We start from the raw sequence: 17,040 nt of genomic DNA, 5'->3' as shown, positions 1-17,040 counted from the left end.
ATGCTCAGCCTCGCCAAAGCGTCCATCCGGCACCACCGCGGCGGGTTCGCCGGTGTGTTCATCGCCGTGTTCCTCTGCGCTGCACTGATCACCGCTATGGGCGTGCTCATTGAATCCGGACTGCGCGGAGGCACCTCCCCGCAGCGCCTGCAGGCGGCTGACGTCGTAGTGGGCGCTCCCCAGTCCATTCCGGTTCCGGAGGACCTTCCGGCCGTCTTTCCCGAACGGGTCCTGCTGCCCGCCGGGACAGTGGAGGAGATCGAAGCCGTGCCCGGCGTCCAGAGCGCCGTCGGCAGCGTGGAGATTCCGCTGGCCACCGCCGACGGGAACCCCGTTGCCGCCGCGGCCTGGGACTCGGCAGCCCTGGCACCCTATGACCTCACAGCCGGTGAGCCCCCGCAGGCGTCTGATGAGGTGGCGGTGGATGCCTCCTTCAACACGGAGCCGGGCAGCAGCATCGTGCTCAGCCACGGCGGTGTCCCCTCCGAGTACACCGTGTCCGGCACCGTGGAGCCGGCGGAAGGAGACAATTCAGGGCCGGCCGTCTTCCTGAGCACCGCCGGCGCGGCAGTCCTCTGGCCGCACGGCGATTCCGTGGCCACGGTCGGTGTCCTGGCCGAACCGGGTGTCAGCCCGGCGAAACTGGCCGCGGACATCGAAGCCGGGGTATCCGGCGTCGTCAGTTACACCGGCGACCGGCGCGGTGATGTGGAGAACCTCGGCGGAGCCGGGGCGCGGTCCATGCTGCTGCTCCTGAGCGGGTCCCTGGCCGGAGTCGCCATGATGACCGCGGTCTTTGTGACTGCCGGAACCCTCTCGCTCTCCATCCTGTCCCGCCGCCGCGAGTTCGCGATGCTGCGGGCAGTGGGGGCCGGAGCCAACCAGACGCTGGGCCTGCTGGTTCGCGAAGTCCTGCTGGTCTCCAGCGCCGCCGCCGTGCTGGGAGCCCTTCCCGGATTCTGGCTGGCAGGTTTCCTCGGTGGCCAGTTCACCGCCGCCGGAGTGATTCCGGAGGGGTTCCAGCTCGCGTTCAGCCCGCTGCCGGCGGTGGGCGCCGTCCTGGTCAGCGTCGCAGCGGCTGTGGGTGCCTCGCTCGTCTCGGCCCGCGGCACGGTCCGCGCAGCTCCCGTGACGGCGCTGCGGGAGGCCGTCACCGAATCCGGCCGGCTGGGCCGCGGGCGCATCATTACCGGACTGACCCTGCTGGCTGCCGGTCTCCTCGCAGCGCTGCTGCCTGCGGCGGTCCCCGGCAGCGCCGGGCTGGCGGCAGCGGCGTCGAGCATCCTGCTGCTCGTGGTCGGTGCGGGCGTGCTGGGTCCGTGGATTGTGACCGGTTCGCTGAAGCTGATGGCGCCGCTCCTGCGGAGCAGCAGTTCCGCGCCGCTGGTCCTGGCCGGAGCCGGCGCCGAGGCATTCCCGCGGCGGCTCGCGGCGGGAATCGTGCCGCTGGCTCTGGCCCTGGCGCTCGGCTCCGTACAGTTCTTCATGCCAGCCACCGTGGAGTCCGAAGCACAGCGGCAGTCCCGCGACGGCGTCGTGGCCGGCTACCTGGCCAGCGCTCCGGGCGGAATCTCTCCCGAGCTGGCGGACGCGGTGGCCGCACTGCCGGGGGTGGAAACTTCGACGCCGATGGCCGCCTCCGCGCTCCTCGCCCAAACGCGTTTCCTGGGCATGGATGACGGGGTGCAGCCCGTCGGAGTGCAGGGTGTTGCACCTGAAAATCTGGAGGCCGCGCTGGACCTGGGGGTCCGGGAGGGGTCGCTGGACCGGCTCGCCGAACCCGGAACAGTAGCGGTAAGCACCGCGCTTGCGTACGAATCCGGGCTGGCGCCCGGGGATGAGTTCGGGTTCCGCTACGGGGACGGGGCTGAGGGCACCGCCGTCGTCGTCGCCGTCTATGAACGCGGGCTGGGATTCGGCGACGTAACCATGGACAACGCGGCCCTGCTCCCGCACACCACTTCCGGGCTGAACGACCAGCTGCTGCTCACGGCACCGGACGCCAATCCGGCGGAACTGGTGCCGGCACTTGAAGGCCTGGGCCTGACTGTCCTGGACCGGGAGGAACTGGACGCAGCCGGTGCGGCGGAGCGCGGTGCGGAGTCCTGGGTGAACATCCTGGCCATGCTGATCCTGCTGGGGTATCTGGCGGTGTCTGTGGGGAACTCACTGGTTATGTCCACCGCACGGCGGCGCCCCGAAATGCTGCTGCTGCGCCGGCTCGGAGCCACGAACGCGCAGCTGCGCCGCATGACCGGCGCGGAGTCGGCGCTGATGGTTGCCGCCGCCGTCGTAGTAGGAACGGTGCTGGCGCTGCCGCCGCTGATGAGCATTGCCCTGAATGTCTCCGGACAGCCGGTTCCCACGATCCAGCCGCTGGTGTACCTGGCGCTGGCGGGCGGAACCGCCCTGCTGGGCATGGGCACGGTTGCGGCGGCCACCCGCTTTGCACTGCGGCCGGAGCGCAACGGGTAAGGGCCCGGACGCAGAAACGCCCCGGTCCGAAGACCGGGGCGTTTCTGTGATGATTTCTCACCTGGCGGAGGATGGGGGATTTGAACCCCCGAGGGCGTTAACCCAACACGCGTTCCAGGCGTGCGCCATAGGCCGCTAGGCGAATCCTCCAGGCTTTTGCTCGTCAAGAGCAGATATAAGACTACCGGACATCGCCCTGATTACCGAATCGAGGGCCGACGACGGCCTCACGACCCCGCGGCGGCACCCATGCGGCGCCGGCCTGCCAGCCGCAGACCCAGGTTGATGACCAGGATCGACAGCCAGGACAGCTCCGCCGCCGACGGGCTGACAAGTGCAATGGGAATGGAGAGGAGGAAAACCGCCGGGGTGACGGGAGCGCGGACCCGGGCATACCTGAGCAGTCCTGGATTGACGTCGTCCCGGAAAAGTCCTCGCCTGCGGCAGTAAGACCACATCCACGTGTTCACCGAGCCGATCAGTCCCAGGGCAGCAGCATAAATAACGACGCCGAGGCTCGTGTCGTCGTGCAGCGCCAGCATGTCGGTGGCATAGGCGAGCAGCGCCACAAAGAACAACAGCAGCAGGTTTAGCCGCTGCAAACCTCCGGTGTAACCCTTCAGCAGGCGGAACAGCCGATGATGGCTCAGCCAATAGGCGCCGGCGACCGCGAAGGACAGGGCGTACGCGAAGAACTCCGGGCGCTGCTCCAGGATCGCATGGCCGAGCTGGCCGGCAGGGACTTCCGGCACCTTGATGTCCACGGCCAGCAGCGTCATGGCGATCGCGAATACGGCATCGCTGAAGAACATCGTGCGGTCCAGGTCGGCTCCGGAATCAAGACGCCGGCTGAACGGATCCTTCTTCTCCGTCATTGCATCATTGTGGGCCGTTCAAGCGCACGGGTCAGCAGCCGGGCCTTAAACAGGGAAGGACCCGCACGTCTCTGTACGGGTCCAACTCATCACGGTATGTCCGGCGGTGACCTACTCTCCCACACCCTCCCGAGTGCAGTACCATCGGCGCTGTGGGTCTTAGCTTCCGGGTTCGGAATGGGACCGGGCGTTTCCCCCACGCTGTGACCGCCGTAACCCTTTGTCCTCGCTTGCGCGGGAAATCTTCGGGTCACGCGCCGCGTGCTCTCTGCAGCCTCTCAGCTGATTCGTGCCTGCGGCGGTGATGCTCTTAAATCTTACCCTGTTTTTTAGGCGCTCATAACCACGGCCGAGATGGGGCGAGGTGGCGAGCAGGGATGCCGGGTATCGTCACCCAGCTGGGTGTCGGGTGTCAGGCCTGGATCGTTCGGCTGAGTGAATCTCAACCGGGTGGGGCTGCTGGGTAGGATCCCGCGACTCGGGCCGAGATGGGCAAAAACGCCGCTGGGCGCACCCCGCATGGGATGGATGCTGCTGGCTCAAGTGGTGAAGAGCCGGGGCGGGCGGACAGGCGGACAGCGCAGGTGACCATTCGGGTCGGCTGGCCGGCCGGACGGGTTCGACAACCATGAAGCAGCAACTCGGCGATGTGGTTTTGCTGCGTTTGGGGCTGAATCGTGTGCTGTGGGAATTTGCTGCGCGGCGCCGTACCCAGATTTTCCCTGGACGATCGGTTTGTCCCGAAACGCAGTGAAACCATGCCACAGGGTGCAGCGAAATCCCCGAGCGCAGTGCTTCCGGACCCAAAGTGCAGTGTTTCCCCAAAGTGCAGTGTTTTGGCCGGGATGCAGCGCGTTTGCCGCGGGACGTAGTGTCTTTGGCCGGGAGGCAGTGTTTTACCCACAGTGCAGTGCCTGCACCCCGGGATCCAGCGTTTCACCCTGGGGGCGGCGCCGGCATGGGCGCTCAGGACCTTAGCCCCCATGCCGCGGCACCACAGGCACGATACTGGGGTGCCTTGGGAGGAAACGGTGCTGTGCCGGGTGTTCGGGCACCGGGTTCCCAGCCCTGGTTACTGGTGCGCTGCGCCGCGAGGTTACTCCCGCAACGGGAGTAACGGGGAGGGGGAACAGTGGCCCGGTGTGGACCTGCATGCGTTGCCTGACCCAGGGAGTGCCGGTGATTTTGCGCACCCGGCACCCATACTTTGCGGGTTAAACAGGTCGGGCCCCGCACCTAGTGCGGGGCCCGTAGCCCGGAACCCCCAGGGGGTTCTAATGGTTGTCCGGCGGTGACCTACTCTCCCACACCCTCCCAGGTGCAGTACCATCGGCGCTGCGGGTCTTAGCTTCCGGGTTCGGAATGGGACCGGGCGTTTCCCCCGCGCAATGACCGCCGTAACCCTACCAACCCGGCACACACCCACCCGGACCGAGTCCGGTGGTATGGCGGGTAAATCAGTGGATTACACGATAACCGTGTATTCAATTAGTTCCTGCAACCAGAACAACCCTGGCGGGTTGTTGGTTGGGAACCACATAGTGGACGCAAGCAGCATGATCACAACACCCTGTACGTTGGGAAAACCGTTTGAAGTCGTGTTTCCCAGGTGTTGGTGTGGTGTAAGTTTATCGGCTATTAGTACCGGTCAGCTTCACGGGTCTTTAGTCCCCGCTTCCACATCCGGCCTATCAACCCAGTGGTCTGGCTGGGGGCCTCTCACACACAAGGTGTATGGAAATCTCATCTCGAAGCAGGCTTCCCGCTTAGATGCTTTCAGCGGTTATCCCATCCGAACGTAGCTAATCAGCGATGCACTTGGCAGTACAACTGACACACCAGAGGTTCGTCCGTCCCGGTCCTCTCGTACTAAGGACAGCCCTTCTCAAATTTCCTGCGCGCGCAGCGGATAGGGACCGAACTGTCTCACGACGTTCTAAACCCAGCTCGCGTACCGCTTTAATGGGCGAACAGCCCAACCCTTGGGACCTACTCCAGCCCCAGGATGCGACGAGCCGACATCGAGGTGCCAAACCATGCCGTCGATATGGACTCTTGGGCAAGATCAGCCTGTTATCCCCGAGGTACCTTTTATCCGTTGAGCGACGGCCATTCCACAATGTACCGCCGGATCACTAGTCCCGACTTTCGTCCCTGCTTGAGATGTCTCTCTCACAGTCAAGCTCCCTTGTGCACTTACACTCGACACCTGATTGCCAACCAGGCTGAGGGAACCTTTGGGCGCCTCCGTTACTCTTTAGGAGGCAACCGCCCCAGTTAAACTACCCATCAGGCACTGTCCCTGACCCGGATTACGGGCCGAAGTTAGATATCCAGTATGACCAGAGTGGTATTTCAACGATGACTCCACCCGAACTGGCGTCCGGGTCTCACAGTCTCCCACCTATCCTACACAAGCCACACCGAACACCAATACCAAACTATAGTAAAGGTCTCGGGGTCTTTCCGTCCTGCTGCGCGTAACGAGCATCTTTACTCGTACTGCAATTTCGCCGAGTTTATGGTTGAGACAGCGGGGAAGTCGTTACTCCATTCGTGCAGGTCGGAACTTACCCGACAAGGAATTTCGCTACCTTAGGATGGTTATAGTTACCACCGCCGTTTACTGGGGCTTAAATTCCCAGCTTCGCCCGTAAGGGCTAACCGGTCCTCTTAACCTTCCAGCACCGGGCAGGAGTCAGTCCGTATACATCGTCTTGCGACTTCGCACGGACCTGTGTTTTTAGTAAACAGTCGCTTCCCCCTGGTCTCTGCGGCCCACACCCGCTCCGGAAAGCAAGTTTCCATCACGGGGCAGGCCCCCCTTCTCCCGAAGTTACGGGGGCATTTTGCCGAGTTCCTTAACCATAATTCTCTCGATCGCCTTAGTATTCTCTACCTGATCACCTGTGTCGGTTTGGGGTACGGGCGGCTAAAACCTCGCGCCGATGCTTTTCTAGGCAGCATAGGATCACCGGATTCCCCCATACGGGGGTCCCATCAGATCTCAGGTGCGTCATCAAAGACACAGTGACGGATTTGCCAATCACTGACCCTACATCCTTAGACCAGGACAACCATCGCCCGGCCCGGCTACCTTCCTGCGTCACACCTGTTAATACGCTTACCTCCCAGGTTACGGTCCCGCGCTCCACCAAAACCCGGAACACCACAAGGGTGCACGGGCAGGTTTCGGGCGGTTAGTATCCCCCGCTTGGTATGGGCGGTTTTTCGCCGGTACGGGAATATCAACCCGTTGTCCATCGACTACGCCTGTCGGCCTCGCCTTAGGTCCCGACTTACCCAGGGCAGATTAGCTTGACCCTGGAACCCTTGATCATTCGGCGGACGGGTTTCTCACCCGTCTTTCGCTACTCATGCCTGCATTCTCACTCGTGTAGGCTCCACCACTGGTTTACACCGCAGCTTCACTGCCCACACGACGCTCCCCTACCACTCCAGACGGCTGAACCACGAAGGCTTACCAATAATCTGAAATCCACAACTTCGGCGGTGTACTTGAGCCCCGCTACATTGTCGGCGCGGAATCACTTGACCAGTGAGCTATTACGCACTCTTTCAAGGGTGGCTGCTTCTAAGCCAACCTCCTGGTTGTCTGGGCAACTCCACATCCTTTCCCACTTAGCACACGCTTAGGGGCCTTAGTTGGTGGTCTGGGCTGTTTCCCTCTCGACTATGAAGCTTATCCCCCACAGTCTCACTGCTGCGCTCTCACTTACCGGCATTCGGAGTTTGGCTGACGTCAGTAACCTTGTAGGGCCCATCGGCCATCCAGTAGCTCTACCTCCGGCAAGAAACACGCAACGCTGCACCTAAATGCATTTCGGGGAGAACCAGCTATCACGGAGTTTGATTGGCCTTTCACCCCTACCCACAGCTCATCCCCTCCATTTTCAACTGAAGTGGGTTCGGTCCTCCACGACGTCTTACCGTCGCTTCAACCTGGCCATGGGTAGATCACTCCGCTTCGGGTCTAGATCACGCCACTCACTCGCCCTATTCAGACTCGCTTTCGCTACGGCTTCCCCACACGGGTTAACCTCGCGACGTAACACTAACTCGCAGGCTCATTCTTCAAAAGGCACGCTGTCACAGCAACAAGGCTGCTCCAACGGTTTGTAGGCACACGGTTTCAGGTACTATTTCACTCCCCTCCCGGGGTACTTTTCACCTTTCCCTCACGGTACTTGTCCGCTATCGGTCATCAGGGAGTATTTAGGCTTACCAGGTGGTCCTGGCAGATTCGCACGGGATTTCTCGGGCCCCGTGCTACTTGGGATCCTCTCCAAGCGGCAGCATACATTCCGGTTACGGGGCTAACACCCTCTACGGCCTGGCTTTCAAACCAGTTCACCTATGCACCTGCACTCACTTCACCAGTCCGGCAGAACTGATACGGAAAGTCCCGCAACCCCAGTGATGCAACGCCCGCCGGCTATCACACACCACTGGTTTAGCCTCTTCCGCGTTCGCTCGCCACTACTAACGGAATCACTGTTGTTTTCTCTTCCTGCGGGTACTGAGATGTTTCACTTCCCCGCGTTCCCTCCACGCACCCTATGTGTTCAGATGCGGGTCACCCGGTCACTCGCGCGCCGGGCGGGGTTTCCCCATTCGGACATCCTGGGATCAACGCTCGGTTATCAACTCCCCCAGGCTTATCGCAGATTCCTACGTCCTTCTTCGGCTCCTGATGCCAAGGCATCCACCGTGTGCCCTTAAAAACTTGACCACAAAGATCAATAATTAATATCGCTATCGAGAAAACCACGGTTACCAGTACAAGACCGGTCACCAGGTTTTTCTGAAATTGCACTTAATAATTTTTAAGATGCTCGCGTCCACTATGTAGTTCTCAAACAACAACCCCGTCACACCCATCCACCAGACCAGGCACCCCGCAAGGGGAAACCCACAGCCCGGCATCCGGCATGCGCAGGAAAACCAGAAACAACAGATCCTGTTGCCTCAGGACCCAACAGTGTGCCAAACGATACCCACCGGGCAACCCGACCGGCCATGCTTTCCAACCCCCAGAAGGAGGCGTACTCACCAGCCGGACAGAACCCGGAAGAACCTATTTATTGATATTCCACCCTTGAGCACCCACCGGAGAACATATGTCTCCGACATGGGCATCTCCTGCAAAGCACACATCCAACACTGTGGAAGGACCTGCCACTTTGAGGTGCTCCTTAGAAAGGAGGTGATCCAGCCGCACCTTCCGGTACGGCTACCTTGTTACGACTTAGTCCCAATCGCCGGTCCCACCTTCGACGGCTCCCTCCCACAAGGGGTTAGGCCACCGGCTTCGGGTGTTACCAACTTTCGTGACTTGACGGGCGGTGTGTACAAGGCCCGGGAACGTATTCACCGCAGCGTTGCTGATCTGCGATTACTAGCGACTCCAACTTCATGAGGTCGAGTTGCAGACCTCAATCCGAACTGAGACCGGCTTTTTGGGATTAGCTCCACCTCACAGTATCGCAACCCTTTGTACCGGCCATTGTAGCATGCGTGAAGCCCAAGACATAAGGGGCATGATGATTTGACGTCGTCCCCACCTTCCTCCGAGTTGACCCCGGCAGTCTCCTATGAGTCCCCGCCATAACGCGCTGGCAACATAGAACGAGGGTTGCGCTCGTTGCGGGACTTAACCCAACATCTCACGACACGAGCTGACGACAACCATGCACCACCTGTAAACCGACCACAAGTGGGGGACCTGTTTCCAGGCCTTTCCGGTTCATGTCAAGCCTTGGTAAGGTTCTTCGCGTTGCATCGAATTAATCCGCATGCTCCGCCGCTTGTGCGGGCCCCCGTCAATTCCTTTGAGTTTTAGCCTTGCGGCCGTACTCCCCAGGCGGGGCACTTAATGCGTTAGCTACGGCGCGGAAAACGTGGAATGTCCCCCACACCTAGTGCCCAACGTTTACGGCATGGACTACCAGGGTATCTAATCCTGTTCGCTCCCCATGCTTTCGCTCCTCAGCGTCAGTTAATGCCCAGAGACCTGCCTTCGCCATCGGTGTTCCTCCTGATATCTGCGCATTTCACCGCTACACCAGGAATTCCAGTCTCCCCTACATCACTCTAGTCTGCCCGTACCCACTGCAGACCCGGGGTTGAGCCCCGGGCTTTCACAGCAGACGCGACAAACCGCCTACGAGCTCTTTACGCCCAATAATTCCGGATAACGCTTGCGCCCTACGTATTACCGCGGCTGCTGGCACGTAGTTAGCCGGCGCTTCTTCTGCAGGTACCGTCACTTTCGCTTCTTCCCTGCTGAAAGAGGTTTACAACCCGAAGGCCGTCATCCCTCACGCGGCGTCGCTGCATCAGGCTTCCGCCCATTGTGCAATATTCCCCACTGCTGCCTCCCGTAGGAGTCTGGGCCGTGTCTCAGTCCCAGTGTGGCCGGTCACCCTCTCAGGCCGGCTACCCGTCGTCGCCTTGGTGGGCCATTACCCCAACCAACAAGCTGATAGGCCGCGAGTCCATCCAAAACCGCATAAAGCTTTCCACCACCATGGCATGCGCCAGATGGTCGTATCCGGTATTAGACCCGGTTTCCCAGGCTTATCCCGAAGTTAAGGGCAGGTTACTCACGTGTTACTCACCCGTTCGCCACTAATCATTCTGTGCAAGCACAGAAGTCATCGTTCGACTTGCATGTGTTAAGCACGCCGCCAGCGTTCATCCTGAGCCAGGATCAAACTCTCCGTAAATGTGTTACAGACACACAACCGGAGCCAAGGAAAATTGGCTGCACAGTCATGCACTAAATTCGAAACCAGCTAAAAAAGCTGCTCCAGCCCACGGGGTGGGCCGAACAGCCAGTTCAACCAATCAAAATAATTGGTATCAATAAACTTGGCACACTATTGAGTTCTCAAACAACAGGCGCATCCGGTCTACTCAGAAAAACCATTTCCGTTTCCGGCTGATTCTTTTTCTTTTCGCACCGCTGCGGTGTTTCATAATTCTATTTCATCGATCCGGTTTTAGCAATTCGGCGGATTTCCGTGGAAATCGTTTCGAACCGGTCAAACCATCACTCCGAACCCAGCATTCAGTCCCAGGATTTTCCTTCGCACCCTAGAGCGCGCAAGATTTCCCGGTAAGGAAGTTTGGGGTTTGGCCGCCATGCTTCGGTTGCTTCCAGCTTTTCAGCGGAGCGTCCCGGCCGCGGCGACTCAGAAGACTTTACACAGGTTTGCGGGGTCGTGCAAATCGGCTTGAACGCGCCGGAACCGGCCCCCTCGGGAGCCGGTTCCGGTCACGCGATTCGAGGTGGTGCGGCTAGCTCTGGCGGCGTCGCAGTGAAGCCAGGACCAGTATGGAACCGCCGGCTACTGCCCCTCCGCCTATCAGGGCCAGATTCGTCGATTCTGCGCCTGTCTTGGGCAGCCGCTGACTGACGGGGACCGGCGCGTAGAGGTTTGTGACTGCGGTGGCCTGGGTGGCCCCGGGCAGGATTGCCACTTCACCGGTAAACGTTGATTCAACGGTGACATCTTCGTTGGCGCCGGAGGTCGGTTCGGAGATGTTGCAGAGCGTCCCTGCAGGGATCCCTTCGTAGAGCTGGGTGTATTCGCCTGCCGTTGTGCCGGCTGCCAGTACAAAGACTTCGTCCACGATTCCCTCACCGCACTGGACGTGGATGACAATGTCGTCCTGCAATCCAGCGCCAGTACCGGTGATGGTCTTGGTAACCAGCAGGCTCCCCGGATTGAAGTCAACCGTGTTCGTGACAGCGAGGACGTTCTCTCCCTCCGTTATGGTCACGGGTTCCGGGAGCACTGGAGTAACCGTCACTTCGGAAGTTGATCCGGTGACTGGTTCAGTGACTGAACAGACGGTGCCAACGGGAAGTCCTGCGACAGTCTCAGTCACTGCCTCAGTCGTGCCGGCGGGGATGCCGAAGGTGAAGACGCCGGATGCTCCGCAGTCCACCACCAGGGAAATGTCGCCCTGCAGTCCGGCTCCTTCACCCGCAAACGCCTTACTGACCGTCAGGTCTCCGGCTACAAAGAACTCGGCCGTTGCCTGGGCATTGGAGTCAATCTGCGCGTCAGCCGCGAGGATCAGTTTTTGGGCCGTGGTGACGCCTGGATTATTGCCGGCATAGAGGTAGACATTGCCAGTCTGGACCGGAACCACGGCTGTGGCGGTCAGAACAACCGGATCCGTGGTCTGGTTGTCGTTTCGGACCCACAGCTGAGTGCCGGAGGTTACGGTCGTACCGGCAAGCGGGACCGTGCCGACCGGATCCGTATACAGGGTGTAGCCGGCGGGCACCGCGACGGTGACTGTGGCGGCGTCGGAGGTAATCGTGAATGGCCCGGTGACTCCATCGGTGGGGCCGGCCGCTGTGGGCGGATCAATCGATACGTTGGGGGCCGGCGGCTCAGTCAGCGGACCCGCATCGACTACCGCGGCAACAATGGCTGCGGTATAGGGGCGCACGGCGTCAGTGTCTTCAAGGACGTAGCCATCGCTGAAAAACCATACAGCTGCCTGAACCGCTGCTGCCCGAATATTGTCCGACGGCGCATCCGGCAGCCCCGGCTGGTCCGGGTAGTAGCTGTTCAGCACCCGGTTGACGTAGCCGATGTTCGGAACATTGGATTCGTCCCAGGTGCCGCTCTCGTAACCCAGGCCGGTGTAGGTGGAGGTACGAATGTCGATGCAGTACATCTGCTGCGGATTGCCGACGGCGTCAACAGTGGTGATGACGCCGGCGAACCCCTCATCTGCGGCCTCGTAGTCCTCCGGCACGTCCTCGGGATACCCGGTTGTGGGATCGAACGGCGTACCGACTGGAGGCAGCCCGCCGGCCACGGCTTGACCCGCCCCGGTACCGGTCATGGTGATTTCCGTCAGGTCCGACGGGACCTCTTCCCCCGGCGATTCACCCGAAAACACGGCCTGCGCCGGCACGGCGAACTGCAGCAGCATAAACAGAAAAACAAAGGCACCGACGACGGCGCTGCCCACGGAGGAGCCTGCGAAACCTCTCCTGCTCCGCTTCCTCCCCCCGACACGTTCCGATTGGTGACGCAGACTCATAGGATTCCTGCTTTCAGTCTCGGCCTCTTTGGACACCCGAAGCCGTGAGCTTCGGAACCGTCGGCACCGCGGCGCCGGTGGCGTGTGAGGCTACGTCGCAGCCTTACCTCTGAAAAGGGAGGAAGAGGAATCCTCTGGTGCCACCGCTGGAATTCGTGACAGCCGCGGCATGAGGCACCCGCGGACCCTCACCGGGGACCTCCTGAATAGCGATCCCCTATGGAGGAGTCCGTATAGAGGAGTCCGTGCAGCACCCCTGTATGGGATGCGGTCCGGCTGGCCTGTGGTCTGCCACGACGGAACGACCCTGCCGCTGTCCACCTGCTGGCGGCCAGCCACAGGACTGGGTGCCGGCGTCGTGCGTTCCGGCTCCATCCGGGGTCCGCTGACCCCGGATGAGGCACCCGAAAAATCGGGTAGACTTGTTCCTGGCCCCTCATGTGGTGTCATCCTGTGAACTCCCCCAGGACCGGAAGGTAGCAAGGGTAAGCGGGCTCTGGCAGGTGCATGGGGGGTCTTTAATTTATCCGGAAACAGCGGGTTATCCCCCGCCCCGGGCCCGGATGCGAACCGTCAGTGCCAACCGATAAGGTTCTATCTGTGAGTACAGCCCTTTACCGCCGCTACCGTCCCGAGAGCTTCGCGGACGTGATCGGCCAGGAGCATGTCACCGAGCCGCTGATGGCGGCCCTCTCCAAGAACCGTGTCAACCACGCATACCTCTTCTCAGGCCCGCGCGGCTGCGGCAAAACAACCTCCGCACGCATTCTCGCAAGGTGCCTGAACTGCGCCGAGGGCCCGACGCCGATTCCCTGCGGCACCTGCGACAGCTGCGTTGAACTGGCCCGCAACGGTGCGGGCAGCCTGGACGTCATCGAGATTGACGCAGCCAGCCACGGCGGCGTGGACGATGCCCGCGACCTGCGCGAACGAGCCACCTTCGCCCCGGTGCGCGACCGCTACAAGATCTTCATCATCGACGAAGCCCACATGGTCACTTCCGCCGGCTTTAACGCGCTGCTGAAGATTGTCGAAGAGCCGCCGGAACACATCAAGTTCATCTTCGCGACCACGGAGCCGGACAAGGTCATTGGCACCATCCGCTCCCGCACACACCATTACCCGTTCCGGCTCGTTCCGCCGGAACCGCTGCTGGCTTACCTGGACAAGCTCTGCGTCCAGGAGAACGTTCCCGTCGCTCCGGGCGTCCTGTCCCTGGTCATCCGGGCCGGCGGCGGATCGGTGCGCGACTCGCTCTCCGTCCTGGACCAGCTGATGGCGGGTGCCGGGGAAGCCGGGCTGGACTATGAGCTGGCCGTGAACCTCCTCGGTTACACCCACGTGGCACTGCTCGACGACGTCGTCGATGCCTTTGCCGCCGGCGACGCCGCCACAGTCTTCAGCGCCGTGGACCGCGTCATCCAGACCGGACAGGATCCCCGCCGTTTCGTGGAAGACCTGCTGGAACGCTTCCGCGACCTCATCGTGGTCAACGCCATGCCGGACAGCGCCGCAGCCGTGCTTCGGGGCGTCCCCGAAGACCAGATCAGCCGGATGCGCACGCAGGCAGCCCAGTTCGGCGGCGCCGAGCTCTCCCGCGCCGCGGACATCACCAACACCGCACTGACTGAAATGACAGGCGCCACCTCACCCCGCCTGCACCTCGAACTGCTTTGCGCCCGCGTCCTGCTGCCCGCTGCGGACCAGTCGGAGCGCGGCACGGCAGCACGCGTGGACCGGATCGAACGCCGCCTGAGCTACGCAGGCGACTCCGGTTCCGCCGCTGCGGCCCCCGCAAACGCAACGCGTACGACGCCGGAACGGGAGTCCGCAATCGCGGCACCTTCCGCTGCGGCGCAGTGGCGCACGGCCACTCCCGCCGCCGAGCCGGCGGCTGCGGAGCCTGTTTCAGCTGTTGCTCCCGGTCCGGCTGCGGGCGCTGCGTCCTCTTCAGCACCCGAGCCGTCGAACGGGTCGGCAGACTGGGGAGGCACGTGGGCTACCCCGGCCCCGGCGCCTTCATCTGGTGCCGGTGCTGCAGCTGCCGCTGGAAAGTCGTGGGACGACGTCTCCAAGGAAGCCGCGGCACAGGAGTCCTCAGCCTCCGGCCTTCCGGCGTCCGGGACGGGCTCTTCGGAACAACGGACACAGGAGCAGCCAGGTCCGGAACAGGGGCGTCCGGAACAGCAGGGCCAGGAGCGGCCCGCACAGCAGGCCGCCGCGCAGCAGGCAGGCGCAGTCCAGCAGGCAGACGGCCGCCAGGCGACCGCCCCGGCGCGCGAGCCTGCCCCAAGCATCGCTCCGTCGAACGACGCCGCAGCACCCACCACCGCACCTGATCCGGGCGCGCCCGCACGGGCCGCTGCATCCGCACCTGCACCTGCGGGTCAGGGCGGAGCACCGGTTGCCGGTGGAGGACAGGTGGAGATGATCCGCCGAGCCTGGCCCGAAATCATGGATGCCCTGACGAGCATTCGACGGGCGACGTGGCTCAATGTCAGCAAGAATGCGTCTCCGCGGGCCTTTGACGGCAAGGTGCTGGAGCTGGCGTTCTCGAATCCGGGTGCGGCCACCAACTTCAACCGGCCCGACCATCTCGAGAACCTGCGCAGGGCCATCCACCAGGTGCTCGGTGTGGATTGCCAAGTCAACGCCGTGCACGACAGCTCCGCGTCAGCGGGTGAACCCGGCCCAAAAGCTGGTAGCCGGCAGACCGCGCCGGCACAGACTCCGGCAGCTGCACCGGCCCCGGCAGGCGCACAGGCTCAGGCAAGTGCTCCGGCTCCGGCAGCCGCTGCTCCAGCGAGCGAGCCCGCTCCCGCTTGGCCGCGAACTGCCGCACCTGTCAGCACGGCCAACGTAAAGACCAGCCCCGCTGCTGCATCCGCTGCGGCCCGGCCTGCTGCTGCATCCACGACTCAGCCGGCAGCACCGGAGTCCCCTTCGACGGCACCGCAAACACAGGCGACGCGTCCTCAGCCAAACCCGACGGCTACGCCCAGCGCCCCGGCTACGCGGGCTCCCGTGGCCCCCGGTGCCCCCGGTGCCCCCGGTGCCCCGGCTACGCGTACCCCGGCGGCGCCCAGCACCCCTGGTGCCCCTGGTGCCCCTGCCCTGTCAACAGCGGTTCGGGCTGCTGCTCCCCTGCCCGAGGACTGGCCTCAGGAACCGTCGGAACCGGCTGACATGCCGGAAAGCAACGCGTGGGAAACAGCAGCCGTCCCGGAAGACATCCACGCGACCAGTGCAGTCAGCGACGCGGAATGGTCCACCACCAACTGGGCCGGCACCACTGCGTCCCGTCCCGGCGGACGGCCGCAGGGCTCCGGCTCAGGGCCTGCCAATGCCGCACCGGCAGCATCAGGCCAGATGGGTTCCGCGCCGGGCTCCGGTAACGTCCAGCTGGCTGAAGCGCCGGGCGCGCGCCCGGCCCAAAACAGTCCGCGCCAGTCCAGCCCGGCGCAGCCCAGCCCGGCCCAGTCCAGTCCCGCTCAGCAGGCCCCTGGAAATGACGGCCGTCCGCTGAGCCGCTACCAGAAACTGCTCAACGAAGCTGCCGCGCGCAACGGCTCGGCGCCGTCGTCCGCGGCCCGCGGCAAAGTAGACTTGGTCGAAGACGTTCCCAGTGCCGACGACGTGACCCTTGAGGATTCCGGCCTGGTCGGCCGCAAGGCGATCGAACGGATCCTGGGCGGCCGGCTGATCGAAGAACGCGGTCTCGACGGCCACGACATCCGCCGGTAAACCGGTACAACCACTATTCTCCAGAAGAAGGCCACGTGTACGAAGGTGCGGTTCAGGAACTGATCGACGAGCTGGGCCGACTCCCCGGAGTGGGTCCCAAGTCGGCTCAGCGGATCGCGTTCCATATCCTTGAGTCCAACGCTGAGGACATGTCCCGGCTGGCCTCGGCGATCACGACGGTAAAGGAAAAGGTGAAGTTCTGCCAGGTGTGCGGCAACGTCACCGAGCAGGAAACGTGCAACATCTGCCGTGATCCGCGCCGAGATCCCACGATGATCTGCGTGGTGGAGGAGTCCAAGGACGTCATCGCCGTCGAACGCACCCGTTCCTTCCGCGGCCGCTATCACGTGCTGGGCGGCGCCATTAATCCGATTGCCGGCATCGGCCCCGACCAGCTGCGCATCCGCGAACTGCTGAGCCGGCTCTCCGACGAGCAGATCAGCGAAATCATCATCGCCACCGATCCGAACCTCGAAGGCGAAGCCACCGCCACCTACCTGGTCCGCATGCTCAAGACCCTAGGCATCACGGTCACACGCCTGGCATCGGGCCTTCCCGTGGGCGGAGACCTGGAATACGCCGACGAGATCACCCTCGGCCGGGCCTTCGAGGGCCGCCGCAGCCTCAACTAGGCTCGCGGAGTCCAAAGCCTGCGCGGAGACCGCTGCACGGGCACCTGCGCTCGGCACCATTCGTTAAGTCGACGTTGAGCGCCGTGTCTATGGCATTTCGGCGCCGCTGCGGGGGAGTTATAGACTCTTGACCATTGGCCGCCGCGATGCGGCCTTTTCCACGGATAGCCTGAGCTGGGGCGGCCCCGCGCCGCCTGACAGCCACTGAGAACAGTTCCAGA

General features: G+C 62.7%; 5 protein-coding genes, 1 tRNA gene, 4 rRNA genes and 1 other RNA gene. 4 read left to right on the top strand and 7 right to left on the bottom strand.

The features are described from left to right. Positions 1-2,475, top strand: coding sequence for an ABC transporter permease (locus NF551_RS01160; RefSeq protein ID WP_227896350.1), 2,475 nt, complete (start codon positions 1-3; stop codon positions 2,473-2,475). Positions 2,476-2,537: 62 nt separating this feature from the next. Here NF551_RS01160 and NF551_RS01155 read toward each other — a convergent pair. The 7 genes from NF551_RS01155 to NF551_RS01125 form a co-directional block, all read right to left on the bottom strand. Beyond that, positions 2,538-2,625 (bottom strand) — tRNA-Ser (locus tag NF551_RS01155). A 77-nt stretch (positions 2,626-2,702) separates the two neighbouring features. After that, a complete protein-coding gene (locus tag NF551_RS01150; protein WP_227896351.1) occupies positions 2,703-3,350 on the bottom strand; it encodes a TMEM175 family protein in 648 nt (215 codons plus the stop codon). Positions 3,351-3,448: 98 nt separating this feature from the next. Continuing rightward, a 5S ribosomal RNA gene (rrf, locus tag NF551_RS01145) occupies positions 3,449-3,565 on the bottom strand. 1,068 nt (positions 3,566-4,633) lie between these two features. Further along, a 5S ribosomal RNA gene (rrf, locus tag NF551_RS01140) occupies positions 4,634-4,750 on the bottom strand. Between the two features lie 217 nt (positions 4,751-4,967). After that, positions 4,968-8,103, bottom strand: a 23S ribosomal RNA gene (locus NF551_RS01135). 467 nt (positions 8,104-8,570) lie between these two features. After that, a 16S ribosomal RNA gene (locus tag NF551_RS01130) occupies positions 8,571-10,099 on the bottom strand. The 16S, 23S and 5S rRNA genes sit together here, the layout of an rRNA operon. 574 nt (positions 10,100-10,673) lie before the next feature. Then, complete coding sequence (locus NF551_RS01125) at positions 10,674-12,371, bottom strand: DUF5979 domain-containing protein (RefSeq protein WP_227896635.1); 1,698 nt, start codon at positions 12,369-12,371, stop codon at positions 10,674-10,676. 499 nt (positions 12,372-12,870) lie between these two features. Here NF551_RS01125 and ffs point away from each other — a divergent pair. The 3 genes from ffs to recR all read left to right on the top strand — a co-directional run bounded on the left by ffs (position 12,871) and on the right by recR (position 16,819). Continuing rightward, positions 12,871-12,966, top strand: an RNA gene (gene ffs, locus NF551_RS01120) — signal recognition particle sRNA small type. Between the two features lie 77 nt (positions 12,967-13,043). Then, positions 13,044-16,187 carry a DNA polymerase III subunit gamma and tau gene (locus tag NF551_RS01115; RefSeq protein ID WP_227896634.1) on the top strand — a complete coding sequence of 1,048 codons (3,144 nt, stop codon included), beginning with the start codon at positions 13,044-13,046 and terminating at the stop codon, positions 16,185-16,187. A gap of 35 nt (positions 16,188-16,222) precedes the next feature. Continuing rightward, the gene (gene recR, locus NF551_RS01110; protein ID WP_227896633.1) at positions 16,223-16,819 is read left to right on the top strand and encodes a recombination mediator RecR; all 597 of its coding nucleotides are present in this window, start codon (positions 16,223-16,225) and stop codon (positions 16,817-16,819) included. Positions 16,820-17,040 lie beyond the last annotated feature (221 nt).

The organism is Arthrobacter caoxuetaonis (assembly GCF_023921125.1).
GTDB lineage: Bacteria > Actinomycetota > Actinomycetes > Actinomycetales > Micrococcaceae > Arthrobacter_B > Arthrobacter_B caoxuetaonis.
The sequence above is the reverse complement of the archived record's forward strand: the minus strand, read 5'-3'. Positions and strand labels throughout refer to the sequence as shown.

What these genes read in the sequence shown, in the direction of transcription:
- NF551_RS01160 (WP_227896350.1), top strand. Translation starts at nt 1, where the DNA reads ATGCTCAGCCTCGCCAAAGCGTCCATCCGGCACCACCGCGGCGGGTTC.
- NF551_RS01150 (WP_227896351.1), bottom strand. Translation starts at nt 3,350, where the DNA reads ATGACGGAGAAGAAGGATCCGTTCAGCCGGCGTCTTGATTCCGGAGCC.